Origin of the sequence: Leucobacter japonicus, from assembly GCF_001273855.1 — a bacterium.
Taxonomy (GTDB): Bacteria; Actinomycetota; Actinomycetes; order Actinomycetales; family Microbacteriaceae; genus Leucobacter; species Leucobacter japonicus.
This window is the reverse complement of the sequence record NZ_JHBX01000108.1, coordinates 220132-236098: the sequence shown is the minus strand read 5'-3', so window position 1 is coordinate 236098 and position 15967 is coordinate 220132. Positions and strand designations below refer to the sequence as shown.

The window sequence follows — 15967 nt, the reverse complement described above, 5'->3', positions numbered from 1 at the left end:
TACTAAATCTGCGCGGCGTACAAAGTCGCGCGGATGCGAAATAGATCCTTTGATCGTCAGGTTGACGATCGATCCACAAACATAAGGAAATGAAGAATGGCTAAGTTCACAAACGTGCGCCGCTTCTCCGTCGCAACGATTACTGCGACGGTGGCGCTCTCGGGTATGGGGTTCGGCATGAGCCCGGCCCTCGCAGACGAACTTCCGGTAACGCCGGACAGCACGGAGGTTCAGGTTGACGGTCAGGTCGTCGCTGACGATGCAGATATCGCTACGACCCCTGATGCTGAGGATGCGGAAACACTGCATGCTGCCACGGTGCCCGAAGTGATCTCAGGGCAGCCTGAAGGCAGCACTACGAGCGAGCCCCAGGTGTCTGCGGACGCGATCCAGAGCGTCATCGAGGACCCAGCGCAGGCGGAACTCCAGACAGGTATGCCCGGCCAGAATGTGATGGTCGTTATTCGACAGGTGAACAACGGATCCTCTCCTCATGGTTCGAGGGCAGGGTTGAAATTCCAGGCACCGAGTGGTGCAACTTTTGCTAACGGCACCGTTACGTACTTTAACTACGACAAGAGTGGTAGGCGGCTCGGTACGTCGCCGCTTCCTGGCACGTCATTGAGTGCAGATCGGAAAACCATCACGGTAGGCCACACAAACTGGCAAGTTCCCGCTGGGCGCCAAGATCTCGTGGTGAACTTGAGGCTCGATCGCATCACGCCGGGGCAGACCGTCACCGACGGCTTGGTGACTTTTGAGAGCGGTGACACCTATCCCGTTGGAACGACAGCTAGCTTTGGGTATGCCACTCCTGACGGCCCTTCACAGAAGGGAGAAGCGAACGGTATCGCCGGCTCAAAGGTGCGCGTTACGATCACCCACCCTAATCCTACGGCGACTCAGGTCGGAACTCGAATGGTCGGTTCAATCACGGCACCCGAGGGTACGACCTTCGACAGTGGACAACTTTCGTACGCGAACATTCCGGGTGGATCAAACGCTCTGACCGGAGGATCGTTGAGCGCCGACCGTAAAACGCTAAATTTTAACAGTCCGCAGACGCTCCAGCTGAAGAGCGTCCAAGACATCTCCTTTGATCTTCGTCTCGGCGCCAGCGTGTCAACGGGTGATGTACTTGATGGTAAATACACGTTTACCGGCGGCGACATCTACGCTGCGGGTACTACTGCTGACTTCGCGGTCAATGTCGTGAATCCGCTCTCGCAGTCGCAGGTGCCGACGCTCGGTACGGGCGCAATCGGCCAGGCGACGGTCTCGATCAATAACCCAAGCCTCGACGCGCTGCCCGCAGGCGTTCAGTTCGAGCTTGATGCGCCGGCGGGTACGACCTTCGCAAGCAACAACGTGCGTCGTTCGCTGAACAATGGCGCTTCGAGCGCATTCCCGACGGCGACGCTTTCGGCAGACGGAAAGCGCATGTTTGTGTCTGACCCGAACTACGTCATTACCGCGGGCGCCGAGATGAAGGTCATGTTTGATCTGCGTTCAGACGCGAACAACAGCCGCGACGGTGTAATTTCAGATGGTCGGTTCGTCGTGAACGGGGGCAATGCTCTCAAGGTCGGAATGTCGCAGGCCGTCTCCTACACTGCCGTCAACACGATCGTTGAGTCGCTCAATGTGTTGACTCCGGCCGAAGGCGGTTCGGTTGAACCTGGCACCGTTACCTTTACCGGCGAAGCGAACGCCGGTGCTGCTGTCGAGCTGCGTTCGGTAACCACCAATGCGCGCCTCGGTGCCGGCACGGCAAACGCTGCCGGCGAATGGACCGCAGTTGTCTCTCGACCGCTGGCGGCGGGTAACTACCGCATCAAGGTGGTCAGTGGTTCGAAGGAAGTCATTCGCGCCTTCACGGTGAAGCGCGCTGTTGTCGACGAGCTCGACGTGCTGACGCCTGCCGCCGGTGCTGAGGTCGCTCCAGGCACGGTGACCTTCACCGGCACCGCGAATGCAGACGCCGACATCGAATTGCGCTCGGTCGCGACCAACGCGCTGCTGGGCACCGGCAAGGCCGGCGCGAACGGCAGCTGGACCGCTGCCATGAACAAGGCGCTGGGTGAGGGCAACTACCGCATCAAGATCGTCAACGGTTCGAAGGAAGTCATTCGTGCGTTCACGGTGAAGCGCCCTGTCGTGGCTACCCTCAACGTGCTGACCCCGGCAGCGGGCGCTACCGTTGCCGCGGGCACGGTGACCTTCACCGGTGAGTCGAACGCCAACGCGACCATTGAGCTGCGCTCCATCTCGACCGGTGCGCTGCTTGGCTCGGACACCGCGAATGCTGCGGGCGAATGGAGCGTCGAGGTCAACAAGTCACTCGTCGCGGCGAACTACAAGATTCGCGTGGTCAATGACAACGTTTCGGTTGATCGCGCTTTCACCGCTCGCTAAATCGCGCAAGCTCATAACTAAATAGACAACTCAACATCGGATCCCCCAGGGGCCCGCACCACGAGACAGTTTTCCCCCTTCTGTCTGCCTCGAACGGTGCGGGCCCCGTTCCGTTCCCCGAACACGGCACGGCGATCCACCACCAACCCCTCGCCAGTAGAATCGACGCCATGACCACTGCGCGCGAACAGCTCATCGAACTCATCACGAGCGAGGCCGTCTTCCACGGCGACTTCACGCTCACGAGCGGCAAGAAGGCGACGTACTACATCGACCTGCGCAAGCTGAGCCTCGACCACCGTGCGGCCCCGCTGATCGGTCAGGTCATGCTCGACCTGATCGACGACATCGACGGGGTCGTCGCGGTGGGCGGGCTCACGATGGGTGCCGACCCGATCGCCTCGGCGATCATGCACCAGGGTGTCGCGCAGGGCAAGGTGTACGACTCGTTCGTCGTGCGCAAGGAGCCGAAAGATCACGGTCGCGGCCGCCAGGTCGAGGGCCCCGATCTCGCGGGCAAGCGCGTGGTCGTCGTCGAAGACACGTCGACCACGGGCGGCTCGCCCCTGAATGCGATCGAAGCGCTGCAGAAGGTCGGCGCTGAGATTGCCGCCGTCGCGGTCGTGGTGGATCGCCAGGCCCCGGCCAAGGAGCGCATCGAGGCAGCCGGCTTCGAATACCGCTACGCCATCGGCCTCGACGACCTCGAGCTCGCCCCGCAGTAAGCGCCCCGCGCCCGCACGACAACGGCCTCCGCCCCTTTCGGGAGCGGAGGCCGTTGTCGTGCGGTGGAGCACGCCGGCTACAGCACCTTCGACAGGAACTGGCGGGTGCGCTCGTGGCTTGGGTTCGTGAAGACCAGTTCGGGGTCGCCCTGCTCGATGATGGCGCCCGCGTCCATGACGATCACGCGATCCGCCACCTCACGAGTGAACCCCATCTCGTGGCTCACGATAATCATCGTCATGCCGGCCTTCGCGAGGTCTTGCATCACCTGCAGCACCTCGCCCACCATCTCGGGGTCGAGGGCGCTCGTCGGCTCGTCGAAGAGCATGAGCGCGGGGCGCATGGCGAGTGCGCGGGCGATCGCGACGCGCTGCTGCTGACCCCCCGAAAGCGAACGCGGCCGCTCATCGGCTTTGTCGGCAAGCCCCACGCGATCCAACAGCTCACGCGCGTAGGCGATCGCTTCAGACTTCTTCTCGCCCTTCACCCGCACCGGCGAATGCCAGATGTTCTCGAGCACGGTCATGTGCGGAAAGAGGTTGAAGTGCTGAAAGACGAAGCCGATGTCGGATCGCTGCGCGGCCAGCGCTTTCGCCGAGATCTCGCGGGTCTTGCCGTTCTCACCCACGCGCTCGCCGATGCGCTGCCCGTTGACATAAATCTCGCCGCTGTCGATCGGCTCGAGACGGTTGAGCGTGCGCAAGAAGGTCGTCTTGCCGGCGCCCGACGGGCCGACGAGTACGACCACTTCGCCGCGCTCGATTTCGAGCGACACGTCGGTGAGAATGTGCCGGTCGCCGAACCACTTGTTGATGTCGACCGTGCGCACGATCGGGCCATCGGCGATGGTGACGGGGGCGGTGTACTCGGTGGTCGCGCTCATGCTGCGGCTCCTTCGAGGTCGGCGATCGGGCTCTTCGGGGCGACCCGGTCGCGCTTGCTACGGAAGCCGAACAGACGCTTCCAGATCGACTCGGCCTTCGGCAGGCCGGCCTTGGCGTTGAGCCAGTTCTCGATGAAGGTTTGAATGACCGTCCACACGGTCGTGAGCAGCAGGTAGTAGAGGGCGACGACTATGTAGATCTCGAAGACCTTGAACGTGGCGGCGCTCATGGAGCTGCTGACCTGGAACATTTCGGCGACGCCGATGATCGAGAGAATCGAGGTGCTCTTCATGAGGCCGTTGAACGAGTTGCCGAGCGGCGGCACCATGACGCGGATCGCCTGCGGCACGATGATCCACCGCATGGAGCCGAGCGGGGTCATGCCGAGCGACAGCGCCGCCTCGGTCTGGCCCTTCTCGATCGACTCGAGGCCACCGCGCACGATCTCCGAGATGTAGGCGCTCTCGTTGAGCATGAGCGCGACGATCGCCGCCTGCACGGCGCCCTTGACCATGAGGCCGACGGTGAACGCGTCGAACTGGAATGCGAGCGACAGGTCTTCGAAGCGGAAGAGGTTCGCGGCCGCGAAGCCGGTGTAGATGATGACGAGTTGCACGAGCAGCGGGGTGCCGCGAATGATCCAGATGTAGAGGCTCGCGAGCACGCGCAGCGGCACGAAGCGGCTGCGGCCCATGAGGGCGATGATGAGGCCGAGGATCAACGCGAGTGCCATCGCGACGATCGAAATGATGATGGTGAGCCCGAGTCCGTTCAGAAAGCTCTCGCTCGGCGAGAACAGGCTCTGCCAGAAGTAGTCCCAGTCGAATTTCATGTGGTGTCTTTCGTGAGGTCGGCTGCGGGCGGCACGCGTCGTCGTGCGCCGCCCGCAGCCTGCGGATTACTCGGGCTGGGTGATGTCGTTGCTCTCGACACCCCACTTGGCGAGGATGTCGGTGTAGGTGCCGTCGTCGACGATCGCGGCGAAGGCGTCGTCGAGCGCCGTGTTGAGGTCGGTGTTGTCTTTGAGCGTCGCCGCACCGATGCGGATCTTGCCGAAGGGCTCGCCGACCGACACCAGGTCGCCGTCGGACTGCTGCTCGTAGTAGCTGACGATCTCGGTGGTGTCGATGAACGCGTCGGCCTGCTGGGCGAGCACCTGCTGCAGGGCGTTGGTGCCCTCGTCGACGAGCGTGATGGCGAGCGGCTCCTTGCCGTCGGCGACGCACTCGTCTGACTTCTCTTGCGCCGAGGCCGCGCCCGTCGCGCCGGTGATGCCGACGACCTTCGTGCCGCAGAGTGAGTCGTCGAAGCCGGTGACCTTCTTGGGGTTCTCCTTGTTCACGGCGACCGCGGTGCCCGAGTACAGGTAGGGCACGAAGTTCGCAATCTCTTCGCGCTCGGGCTTGATGTAGAGCGACCCCATGATGACGTCGCACTGCTTCGCCTGCAGGGCGGGGATGAGGCCGGCGAACGCGTACTCGCCCAGCGTCGTCGAGACGCCGAGCTTGTCGGCCATCGCGTTCGCAATGTCGATCTCGACGCCCTGCAGCTCGTTGTTCTCGTCGTAGAAAATGTTGGGAGCGCTGTCGCCGGTGCAGATGGTGAGGGTGCCGGCCTTGATGATGGTCGGCGGTTCGAGGGTTGCGACCGGTGCTCCGCTGCTCTCTGAGTCGCCCGATCCACCGGCGTTGTCTGCGGGGGCGTTCGCGGTGACGGTGCACGCGGCCAGCGACAGGGCGAGGCCTGCGGCTGCGGCGAGTGCGAGCACCGGAGCGGTGCGCGGTGCGGTGGGGAAAGCCACGATGATTTCTCCGTTCAGTGGGATCCGCCCGGCTCTGGGCGGAGGTCTTGCGCATTCCCGGCGGGCCGGGTGTATGCTCGATCAGCAGTTGGTAGGACCAACGGATGAACTGAATGGGACGATACCCCGGTATTGGCCATCGAGTCAACGGGCAAGCCGATCGGAAACGTAACTGCAACACAATCCGCACCGTCGGCGGCGTCCACTACGATCACGAGAGCACTGAAGGAGGCGCACATGGACTGGAACGACATTGGCCGAGCGACAACGCTGTCGCTGCCCGACCGGTTGTCGGTCGACATCGAACGTCTGATTCTCGACGGCAAGCTCGAGCCCGGTGAGCGGCTGCCGGCCGAGCGCGACCTCGCCGAGCACTTCGGGGTGTCGCGCGTCTCGATTCGAGAGGCCCTGCGCGAGCTCGAGAATCGCGGGCTCATCGACCGGCGGCCCGGCCGCGGCACCATCGTGCTCAGCCCGGGGGAGCGCGCCGACGTCAGCGACGGTGCCCTGAGCCGGTTGGCAGCGCTCAAGCCCGACCTCCACGACATCATGGAGCTGCGCGCCATCGTCGAGCCGCCCATCGCCGGCATCACGGCCGCCCGCGCGACAGCCCGCGATGTCGCTCAGTTGCGCGAGCTCGTCGAGGCGATGGAGGTCGACGTGACGAAGGAGCGCTACGCCGAGCTCGACCGCGCCTTCCACCAGGCCATCGCGCAGTACGCGCACAACCCGCTGCTCGAACTCATCAATGAGCAGATCGCCCAGCAGATCGCCCCGAGCCGCGCGAGTCGCTACCAGACCAAGGCCCGCCGCAACGCCTCGAGCGTCGCGCACCGACGCATCTTCGAGGCGATCGCAGCCGGCGACGCCGAGCTCGCCGAGACCGAAGCTCGCGCCCACGTCATCGACATCAGTACCCAGATCGCCCACGCCGCAACGACGCCCGAGGAGACGACCCCATGACCGACGCCCCACCCGCATCAGCGGCTGCGCCGCACGCGGCACCGTCTGCAGTGCCGCACGGTGCGCCAGCGGTGCTGCCGGCGCGCAGCGCCATCTCGACCTCGCACCATCTCGCGACCGAGGCTGGGGCCGCAGCCCTGCGGGCCGGGGGCAACGCGATCGATGCCGCCCTCGCGGCCGTCGCGGCACTGTGCGTCGTGTACCCGAACAACACCGCGCTCGGCGGCGACCTCGTCGCACTTGTGCGCAACCCCGCCGGCGAGGTGCGCTTCTTGAACGCGACCGGGCCGTCGCCCGCCGCGCAGACGCTCGAGACGCTGCGCGAGCGCTACGGCGACCTGCTGCCGCTGCGCGGCATCGACACCGTCACCGTGCCCGGCGGGGTCTGCGGGTGGAACGCGCTGCACGAGTACGGGGCGACCCGCGAGTGGGCGCAGCACTTCGAGGCCGCGACGCGGTACGCCGAAGTAGGCGTGCCGACCGGCCGCTCGGTGGCCGCCGGCATCGTCGAAGATCGCGAGGTGCTCGAGCTCGACGCCGGGTGCCGCGACATCTTCTTCGACAACGGGATTCCGCTGACCGAGGGCGCACCGCTCGTGCAGCCGGCGCTCGCCGAAACGCTCAAGCGGCTGGCGGCGGGCGGATCCGCCGAATTTTACGAGGGCGAGCTGGCTCAGCAGTGGGTCGCCGGCCTGCAGGCACTCGGCTCGACGCTCACGCTCGCCGATGCCGCCGCCTACTCGGCTGAGTGGGGCGAGCCGCTTGAGGGCGAGTTCGCCGGGCACCGCGTGCTTACGGGTCCGCCGAACAGCTCGGGGTTCATGCTGCTGCGCGCCCTGCGCGAGATCTCCGAGGGCATCGACGAGCCGCTCGGCGCCGATGCCGGTGCACTCGCCCGCGCGTTCCGCGACGCCAGCGCCGTGCGCGCCGCCTCGCTCGCCGACCCGCGCTTCGGCGGGGCGACGGGTGCCGAGCTCATCGCGGCCGAGGCGCCGGCGCACCCGCCCGTGCGCGAGGGCAAGCCGACGGGCGACACGGTCGGGCTGAGCGCGGTGAGCGCCGACGGGTGGGCCATCTCGCTCATTAACTCCGTCTACTTCGGGTTCGGCGCCGCGATCATCGAGCCCACCACGGGCATCCTCTTTCAGAACCGCGGCACGTCGTTCTCGCTCGACCCCGCGCACCCCAACGCCTTCGAGCCGGGCAAGCGGCCCCGCCACACGCTCATGCCCGTGCTCGTCTTGCGCGGCACCGAGTTGGCCTGGGTGCCGGCGACGATGGGCGGGTCGGTGCAGCCGCAGATTCACACCCAACTGCTGCTGCGATCCTTCGCGGGAGCCACCCCGCACGAAGCGACGCACGCTCCCCGCTGGATCATCGACGAACCCGGCATCGACGGCATCGTGCGCTCGACGATCGAAGAGAACGTGCCCGCCGCGGTGCACGCGGCGGTCGAGGCTGCAGGCTTTCCCCTCAAGGTGGTGCCCCCGAACACCGAAGACCTCGGGCACTCGAACCTCATTCGCATCGGCCCAGACGGCGCCGTCGACGCGGCGAGCGACCCCCGCTCAGACGGGTCGGCGATCGTGATCTGACCTCGCCTCCGTGCCGCGTTGTGCGGCGTTCTTGCCCGCGCACCGTCGTCGTCCGGTATACCTGTAATGTTCGCGGCATCCGCAGCACCGCGTGATTGAGAAAGCAGCACATGACCCAGATCGCCCGCCCCGGCTTCTTCCCGCTCCTCCTGGTCGGCATTGCCGGCGGCATCCTCTCCGGCCTCTTCGGCATCGGCGGTGGCACCATCATCGTGCCGGCGCTGGCGCTCTGGCTGGGCATGCCCCAGAAGCTGTCGGCGGGCACGTCGGTGGCGGCGATCCTGCCCGCGGCAATCGTCGGCGCGACGACCTACGGGCTGCAGGGGCACGTCGACTGGATTGCCGGCGCCTGCCTCGCGGTCGGCATCGTCGTCGGCGCGCAGGTCGGCAGCCACCTGCTCGCGAAGCTGCCGGTCGGGGCGATTCAGTGGGGCTTCATGGGCTTCCTCGCGGTCGTAATCGTGAGCCTGTGGTTCGTGGTGCCGCAGCGCGGCGACGAGATCGAGCTCTCCACGCTGACCGTGATCATGCTCATCGTGACCGGCTTCATCACCGGCATTCTCTCGGGCCTGCTGGGGGTCGGCGGCGGCGTGGTCGTCGTGCCCGTGCTCATGTTCTTCTTCAGCTCAAGCGACCTCGTGGCAAAGGGCACGTCGCTGCTCATGATGATCCCGGGCTCCATCTCGGGCACCATCGGCAACTTCCGCCGGCAGAACGTCGACCTGCGCGCCGCCGCGATCGTCGGCATCACCGCGTGCGTGTTCGTGCCCGTCGGCAACTTCTTCGCCGTCGGCATCGACCCCTTCTGGGGCAACGTCGCGTTCTCGCTGTACCTCGTGTTCATCCTGGTGCAGATGCTCGTGCGCAAGCTGCGCTCGAAGAAGTAGCGCGGCGGCGGTTTCAGTGTGTGCGCATCATCTTTAAGCTGAAGGCATGATGCGACGGATCGGCTTGCTCAGCAGTGGGATCGTGCTGGTGGCCCTGTTTCTGCTGTGGATGCTACTGAAAGGCGCCGATCCGATGCGCTCGTGGATCGAAGATCATCAGGAGCTCAGCCTGGTCGCGTGGGGCCTGGCCTGGGTCTGCGCATTGAGCGGCGCGGCGCTGATCGCCCGAGCGACACGGCGCCCTCCATTGCCGCCCGCCGAGGAGCCCGCAGTGGAGCCCGCCGAGAAGGGGTGAGCTCGGTCGCTGCCACCCCCGCCGCAATCGGGGCCACTTTGGTGGGGTGCAGCCGTCGGAATTCGGCTTAACACTGGTCGAAACCTACCCCGATCCGGAAGCGCGGCTGAGCCGAGGGGCGTCGAGGCGAAAGCGCGGCTGGGCCGAGAGGGAGCCAAAGCGAACGTGCGGCGGGGCCGAAGGGCGCCGAAGCGGAGCTGTGGAGGCCCGCAGGTCAGCCGTCGCATTTTTAATTATTTCATTTGGGCATAATTGTGCTTGAATGTGCGTATGACCGATGAAGATCACCCCCTGCGCATCGCCGCGTGGCAGGCCGCGAGCATTCCCGCCGACGTGACGGCGAACCTCGTCGCACTCGAGCGCGCCGCCACCGAAGCCGCAGAGTCGGGCGCCGAGTTGCTCATCACCCCCGAGATGTTCATCACCGGGTACAACATCGGCGACGACGTGCGCCGTCTCAGCGCTCAGCACCCCCTCGAGCGGGTGCGCGGGATCGCCGAGCGCGTCGGCATCGCCATCGTCGCGGGCGGGCCCGAGTTGCTCGGCGACGACTCCGACCGCGATCCCATCGCAAACGCCGCATGGTTCATCGATGACACCGGGGCGGTGCTCGCGAAGCACCACAAGATTCAGCTCTTCGGCGATCTCGATCGCGACCTCTTCGTCGCCGGCGACGAACCGGCAACGGTGGTCGACTACCGCGGGCATCGCATCGGGGTGCTCATCTGCTTCGACGTGGAATTTCCGGAGACCGTGCGCGCGGCCGCGCGGGCCGGCGCCGATCTCGTCGCCGTGCCCACCGCGCAGATGGAGCCGTTCAGCTTCGTCAACGAGCACCTCATCAGGGTGCGGGCGTGGGAGAACGGCGTGCACGTCGCCTACGCGAACCAGCACGGCCCCGATGGCGACCTGCACTACGTCGGTCGCAGCGTGATCGCGAGCCCCCTCGGCGCGCACGTCGCGCAGGCTCCGGCCCGCGGCGAAGCACTGCTCACCGCCGTTATCGACCGCTCGCTCGGCGAGCAGTCGCGCGCGCAGAACCCCTACCTCGCGGAGGTGCGCAGCGGGCTCTTCCGCGACGACGCCCACCCCTGACCGCGCTCGGCCAGAGCCGAGCCGGCAGGCACCGACCCAGACTCCGGCCCCGCTCCGACCTCGACCCCGACCCCGACCCCGAGTCCGCCACCGCGCACCGCGGCAGCGGCGTCGACCGACCCCGAATTCGAACAAGGAAGTTCTCATGACCACTGACGCTCCTCGACCCGCCGAGCGCTCGCGCCTCACGGGCAGTCTCGGCACCGGCAGCATTGCCTTCATGGTGATCGCGGCCGCGGCCCCGCTCACCGTTATCGGCGGCAACGCCCCGCTCGCTATCGGTCAGGGCAACGGCGCGGGCGCACCCGTCGGCTTCTTGCTGGCGTCGATCGTGCTGCTGCTGTTCGCCGTCGGGTTCGTCGCGATGACCCCGTACGTGAAAGAGGCGGGCGCCTTCTTCAGCTACGTGACCATCGGGCTCGGCAGTCGTCTCGGCATGGGCACCGCGTACGTCGCACTCGTCGCCTACACCGCGATTCAGGTCGGCATCTACGGCTACATGGGGTGGGCGGTGATGGATCTCGTGCGCCACTACGGCGGGCCCGAGATTCACTGGTCGGTGTTCGCGATCGCGGCCCTGCTCATCGTCGGTTTCCTCGGGTACCGGCACATCGACCTCTCATCGAAGGTGCTCGGCGTCGCACTGCTGCTCGAAATGCTCGTCATGATGATCGTGAACATCGCGGTGCTCATCAACGGCGGCCCCGAAGGCCGCTCCGCCGAATCGTTCGACCCGCAGGTCTTTCTCACCCCCGGGCTCGGCGTCGCCGTGCTCTTCGCGCTGACCGGGTTCATCGGCTTCGAGTCGACGGCGATCTACCGTGACGAGGCTCGCGATCCTGCACGCACCATTCCGCGCGCCACCTACCTGGCTGTCGCCATCATCGGCGTCTTCTACACGCTCTCGGTCTGGGTGCTCGTGGTCGCATCAGGGGCGAGCAACGTGACCGAGGTCGCGCAGCAGACGCTGTTCGGGTCGAAGAATATGCTGCTCGACACCGCGGGCGAATTCGCCGGATCGCTGACGCGCAGCACCATGCAGATCTTGCTCATCACCAGCCTCTTCGCGTGCGTCTTGAGCTTCCACAACATCATCGCGCGCTACCAGTTCGCGCTCGCGAAGATCGGCTCGATGCCCGCGCGACTCGGCATGGTGCACGCCAAGCACCACAGCCCCGCCTTCTCATCGATCGTGCAGAGCATCACCGCGCTCGTGATCGTCGTGATCTTCGTGGTCATCGGCCTCGACCCCTTGGTACAGGTGTTCGGATACATGGCGGGCGTCGCGACAGTCGGCATGGTCATGATGATGCTGCTCACGACGATCGCCGTGGTGTTCTTCTTCCTGCGCAACCCGCGACTGCGGAAGAACGTGTGGACGGCGACCATCGTGCCGATCTTCGCCGTCGTCGCGCTCGGCGTTTCGGCCTGGCTCGTGCTCTCGAACTTCACCATGGTGACGAGCGGCAGCCTCGCGGTGAGCATCGGGCTCGCGCTCGTGCCGCCGGTCGCACTCATCGTCGGCGCGATCGTCAACCGCAAAGACGGTGGCCGCACCGTCGACATTCAACTCGACCGCGTGCTCGAGGCCGAATCGCGGCCCTGAGGCCGGGCGATCCGCTCGCTAAGCTGAACAGATGACCGGTGCAGCGACGCGCGTGATCGGGGAGGATCAGCGAGACCCCCTCGACACCCCGCGCGTCGCCGCCATTTCTCGCCTGAGCGCGATCGACACGGTGCGTGCACGCATCACCCTCGCGATCACGCTCGGGCTGCTCGTGGCCGGCGACCGGCTGCCGCCCGCCGACGAAATGGCGGAGTCGTTCGGCGTCAGCGTCACCTCCGTGAACCGCGGGCTCGCCGTGCTGCAAGACGAAGGCGTCGTGGTGCGCCGCGCCGGGCGATACGGTGGCACATACGTCGGGAGCCCCGAAGCCGCCGGGCAGCACGGAATGGACGCACCCGTGCAGTCGTTTCTCGACGACGACTCGCACGTGCACACCCTGATCGACGAGCGCGCGGTGCTCGAGGCCGGCTTCGCCGCGCTCGCCGCAGCCGCCCGGAGCACTGACGATCTGCGCGAACTCACGCATCTCGCCGAACGGATGGCCGAGACCGAGAGCTGGGCCGAGTTCAGAAACCTCGACCGGGCGTTTCACCGGCGCGTGGTGGAGGCAGCACGCACCCCTCGGGCCGAGGCGCAGGTCGCGCGCGTCAACGCCGCGCTCGACCCCTACTTTCTGCCCTACAGCATGGGCCTGCTGCGATCGAGCAACCAGGAGCACCACGACATCGTTGCCGCGCTTGCGGCCGGCGACGCGGGTGCAGCGGCGGCGCTGACGGCCGCGCACGTGCAAGAGCTGCACCACTCGATGTACGTCGGGCTGACGAACGCCGGGTGATCCGCCGCGCTGCTGCGCTGTGCTGTGCCGCTGTGCCGCTGTGCCGCTGTGCTGCCGCTCAGCGTCTCTGCCGCTCCGCCGCTCTGAGTCTGCCCCCGCGTCCCGCCGCGTCCATCTCCAACGCACGATCGGGGCAACTTCGGGTGGGTGTCGCGTGCGCAGAACGCCGCAACACTGGTCCGAAGTTACCCCGATCGTGATCAGGTGAGGCGACTACCTCTCCGTTGACTCAGCGACGCGCGAGCGGCGACGGCGCACCGCGATCAGCGCGGCGCCGAGCAGCAGCGCTGCGCCGCCCGCGAGCGCGATCGGCGCCAGCGTCTCGCCACCGGTGCGCGCGAGCCCGGTGTGTGAGGCGGGCGTGACCGGCGTGCCCGGCTTAGGCGTCACCGTCGGGGTGGTCGGCGTCGTGGGCGTGGTCGGCGTCGTGGTCGTCGAGCGCTCGATCGTGACCGTCTGCGCGGCGTCGTCGATGTCGTGGTGCACGGCGATCGGTTCGACCGACGTGTCGGTGCCCGTGAACAGCGACTCGAAGGCGACGAGACGCGATCCGGCATGCCCCGACGGAACCGTGAAGGCGACCTCGACCGAACCGCTGGCCTCGGTCGGGGTGAAGGTCACCGAGCCGGTGATGCCGGTGCCCTCGCCCGTGGCCTGGTCCATGAGCTCACCGGTAATGGTGTACTCGGCGCCCGGGGTCAGGTTCTGGTAGGCGACGACGTCGGTGACGCGTCCACCGGTCGCGGGCAGCACCCGGTCGCCGTCGGCGTCATCGGTCAGGGAGGTGCCGATGGTCGGGTTCGCGGTCACCACGTTCTCGACCGCGACGGTCTGCGCCGCATCTTCGATGTCGGTGTGCTCTGCGGAGGCCTCATTGTCGACCGGCGACCCCACGTACAGCCACTCGAACGCGACCAGCGTCGTGCCGGCGTAGCCCTGCGGCACGACGAACGTGACCTCGACCGAACCGCTCGCCTCGGTGGGCGTGAACGTGGCCGAACCCGTGATGCCGGTTGCATCGCCCGTCGCCTGGTCGTGCAGCTCACCGGTGACGGTGTACTCCGTGCCGGGCGTCAGGTTCTCGTAGGTGACCGTGTCGATGACGGTGCCGCCGTTCCACGGCAGCACGTGGTCGCCGTCGGCCGAGTCGAGCAGCGTCGTGCCGATCGCCGGCGTCGCCGTGGTCGGCACCTCGCCGATCGTGACAGTCTGCGCGGCGTCTTCGATATCGGTGTGCTCGGCGATCGCCTCGCCCTCGGTGTCGGTACCGAGGTACAGCCACTCGAACGCGACGAGCTTCGTGCCCGAGTACCCGGTCGGAATCGTGAAGGTCACGTCGACCGTGCCCTCCGCCTGCTCCGCGGTGAACGTCGTCGAGCCGGTGATGCCCGTCGGGCTGCTGTCGGCCTGGTTGTACAGCTCGCCCGTCACCGTGTACTCGGTGCCCGGGGTGAGCCCTGCGTACGTGATGGTATCGATGACGGTGCCACCGTTCCAGGGGAGCAGTTGATCCTGATCGGCACCATCGACCAATGACGTGCCGATGCTCGGGATCGCCGCCTCGGCGAACACCACCTCAGCCGAGGCGACGAGCGGCTGCTGGCGCTCGGGCTCGAAGGTGGCGAAGATCTGGCAGAGCGTGTCGCCTGCGAACCTGCTGGTCTGTGCATAGCCCACGTTCTCGATCACGGGCGGCACACCGCTGACCGCCACCGACACCGTGCCCGCGTCGGCGCGCGTGACGTGCAGCGTCAGCGTCGCCGGGAGCGTCGCATCGTTGTCGACCGTGAGTGTGGTGCCGTTCAGCGTTGCCGGGCCGTCGACACTCTCGAGGGTGCCGCCGGTCACCTCGACGGTGAGCGGGATGCCCGCGAGAGTCGTCGTGACCGTGACGGTGCCGTCGGCGCCCGGGGTGAGGGTTGAGGTGGGGCTCTCGGCGGCGAGCTGCGCCTCGGGAGCCGACCCGATGATCTCGAGGATGCGCGCCTGAGTCGCCGCGCTCATATTGTCGGCACAGAACTGCTCGGCCCCGCTGCGCCCCGGGTTGTCGATGCAGTGCACCAGGTTCTGACGCAGCACGCGCTGCGCCGGGCTGTCGTTGTTCGCGACCGTGTCGGCTGCGACCGTGCCGCCGTTGCCGTTGGAGCCGGCGACCACGGGCAGGTCGTTCTGAATGATGTACGCCTGCAGCTTCTTCTGATCGTCGGTCAGGCGCGTGTCGGGGTCGACGTACTCCATCGCGGGAAGCACCGTGTCGTTGCGCTGAAGGTAGCCGTCTGCATTCGTCCAGGCGCAGACCGAGGCGCGATCGTAGGTGCAGTACGTCCACGACGAGACCGGGCCCTCGGCCGCTGCCGAGTAGCGAACGGTGCAAATCGGGTTCGCGGCGTACTGACTGGTGCCGTTTGACCAGCCGCTGCGGCCGTTGTTGTTATAGAGCGGCACGACGCCGCCGGCGTTGTAGGTCTCGAGGCGGCCGCCGAAGACGCTGAGCAGGTTCGCGACCGGACCGTTGTCGGCGTCGACCGCTGGGTTGCCCGTCGTGTTCTCGCAGAGCCCGGCGGCGAAGGCTGCGGCGACCGGGGTCGGCGGCGCATCGGCGTGGGCGGGGGTCGAGGCGGCGATTGCTCCGCTGAGCAGGGTCACCGCCAGTGCGGCGACGGCCAGCAGCGCGAGCCACACCCGCCTGTCGCTCCGTCGTACTTGTGCAGCTGACACGTGTTCCTCCTCGAAATCGACCTCGCGACCGCGCCAGTGCGAATCGCGCGCGGATGCGCGCGTGGGCGCGGTCGAGATCCCACCCGAGAGAAAATGTAACCCGAAATCCGTGCGGTGGGGAGAGCGTGACCCCTCTGCGGGGGACATATTTTTGCATAGCGCCGTCTATGCTCACGGCCGCGCCTG

The 15967-nt window shown here is 66.8% G+C and carries 13 protein-coding genes; 9 read left to right on the top strand and 4 right to left on the bottom strand.

All coding sequences use genetic code 11. The annotated features are described in order from the left end of the window. Positions 1 to 96: 96 nt before the first annotated feature. Both AMS67_RS17350 and pyrE read left to right on the top strand, forming a co-directional pair. A complete protein-coding gene (locus AMS67_RS17350; RefSeq protein ID WP_156316615.1) occupies positions 97 to 2415 on the top strand; it encodes an Ig-like domain-containing protein in 2319 nt (772 codons plus the stop codon). 170 nt (positions 2416 to 2585) lie between these two features. Further along, positions 2586 to 3140 (top strand): orotate phosphoribosyltransferase, encoded by a 555-nt coding sequence (gene pyrE, locus AMS67_RS10435; protein ID WP_053387300.1) that lies wholly within the window; start codon positions 2586 to 2588, stop codon positions 3138 to 3140. 77 nt (positions 3141 to 3217) lie between these two features. Here pyrE and AMS67_RS10430 read toward each other — a convergent pair whose 3' ends face one another. The 3 genes from AMS67_RS10430 to AMS67_RS10420 form a co-directional block, all read right to left on the bottom strand. Beyond that, positions 3218 to 4024 (bottom strand): amino acid ABC transporter ATP-binding protein, encoded by an 807-nt coding sequence (locus AMS67_RS10430; RefSeq protein WP_053387299.1) that lies wholly within the window; start codon positions 4022 to 4024, stop codon positions 3218 to 3220. Then, positions 4021 to 4857 carry an amino acid ABC transporter permease gene (locus AMS67_RS10425; RefSeq protein WP_053352629.1) on the bottom strand — a complete coding sequence of 279 codons (837 nt, stop codon included), beginning with the start codon at positions 4855 to 4857 and terminating at the stop codon, positions 4021 to 4023. The genes AMS67_RS10430 and AMS67_RS10425 overlap by 4 nt, the downstream gene beginning before the upstream one ends. A 66-nt stretch (positions 4858 to 4923) precedes the next feature. Next, positions 4924 to 5826 carry an ABC transporter substrate-binding protein gene (locus AMS67_RS10420; protein ID WP_053387298.1) on the bottom strand — a complete coding sequence of 301 codons (903 nt, stop codon included), beginning with the start codon at positions 5824 to 5826 and terminating at the stop codon, positions 4924 to 4926. A 237-nt stretch (positions 5827 to 6063) separates the two neighbouring features. Here AMS67_RS10420 and AMS67_RS10415 point away from each other — a divergent pair, with 237 nt between their 5' ends. From AMS67_RS10415 to AMS67_RS10385, 7 genes are all read left to right on the top strand, one after another. Beyond that, positions 6064 to 6789, top strand: coding sequence for a FadR/GntR family transcriptional regulator (locus AMS67_RS10415; RefSeq protein ID WP_053387297.1), 726 nt, complete (start codon positions 6064 to 6066; stop codon positions 6787 to 6789). Further along, a complete protein-coding gene (locus AMS67_RS10410) occupies positions 6786 to 8384 on the top strand; it encodes a gamma-glutamyltransferase family protein (RefSeq protein ID WP_082305444.1) in 1599 nt (532 codons plus the stop codon). Before AMS67_RS10415 ends, AMS67_RS10410 begins: the two co-directional genes overlap by 4 nt. Before the next feature lie 110 nt (positions 8385 to 8494). Continuing rightward, on the top strand, positions 8495 to 9271 hold the full coding sequence (locus AMS67_RS10405; RefSeq protein WP_053387296.1) for a sulfite exporter TauE/SafE family protein: 777 nt from the start codon (positions 8495 to 8497) through the stop codon (positions 9269 to 9271). A 46-nt stretch (positions 9272 to 9317) separates the two neighbouring features. Then, complete coding sequence (locus tag AMS67_RS10400; RefSeq protein ID WP_053387295.1) at positions 9318 to 9566, top strand: hypothetical protein; 249 nt, start codon at positions 9318 to 9320, stop codon at positions 9564 to 9566. 270 nt (positions 9567 to 9836) lie between these two features. Next, positions 9837 to 10661 carry a carbon-nitrogen hydrolase family protein gene (locus AMS67_RS10395; RefSeq protein ID WP_053387294.1) on the top strand — a complete coding sequence of 275 codons (825 nt, stop codon included), beginning with the start codon at positions 9837 to 9839 and terminating at the stop codon, positions 10659 to 10661. A gap of 145 nt (positions 10662 to 10806) precedes the next feature. Further along, complete coding sequence (locus AMS67_RS10390; protein WP_053387293.1) at positions 10807 to 12267, top strand: APC family permease; 1461 nt, start codon at positions 10807 to 10809, stop codon at positions 12265 to 12267. 31 nt (positions 12268 to 12298) lie between these two features. After that, positions 12299 to 13063: a FadR/GntR family transcriptional regulator gene (locus AMS67_RS10385; RefSeq protein ID WP_053387292.1), complete on the top strand. Its 765-nt coding sequence runs from the start codon at positions 12299 to 12301 to the stop codon at positions 13061 to 13063. Positions 13064 to 13276: 213 nt separating this feature from the next. Here the strand turns inward: AMS67_RS10385 and AMS67_RS10380 are convergent, their stop codons facing one another. Then, positions 13277 to 15781, bottom strand: a complete 2505-nt coding sequence (locus tag AMS67_RS10380; protein WP_162230847.1) for a VaFE repeat-containing surface-anchored protein — start codon at positions 15779 to 15781, stop codon at positions 13277 to 13279. Positions 15782 to 15967 lie beyond the last annotated feature (186 nt).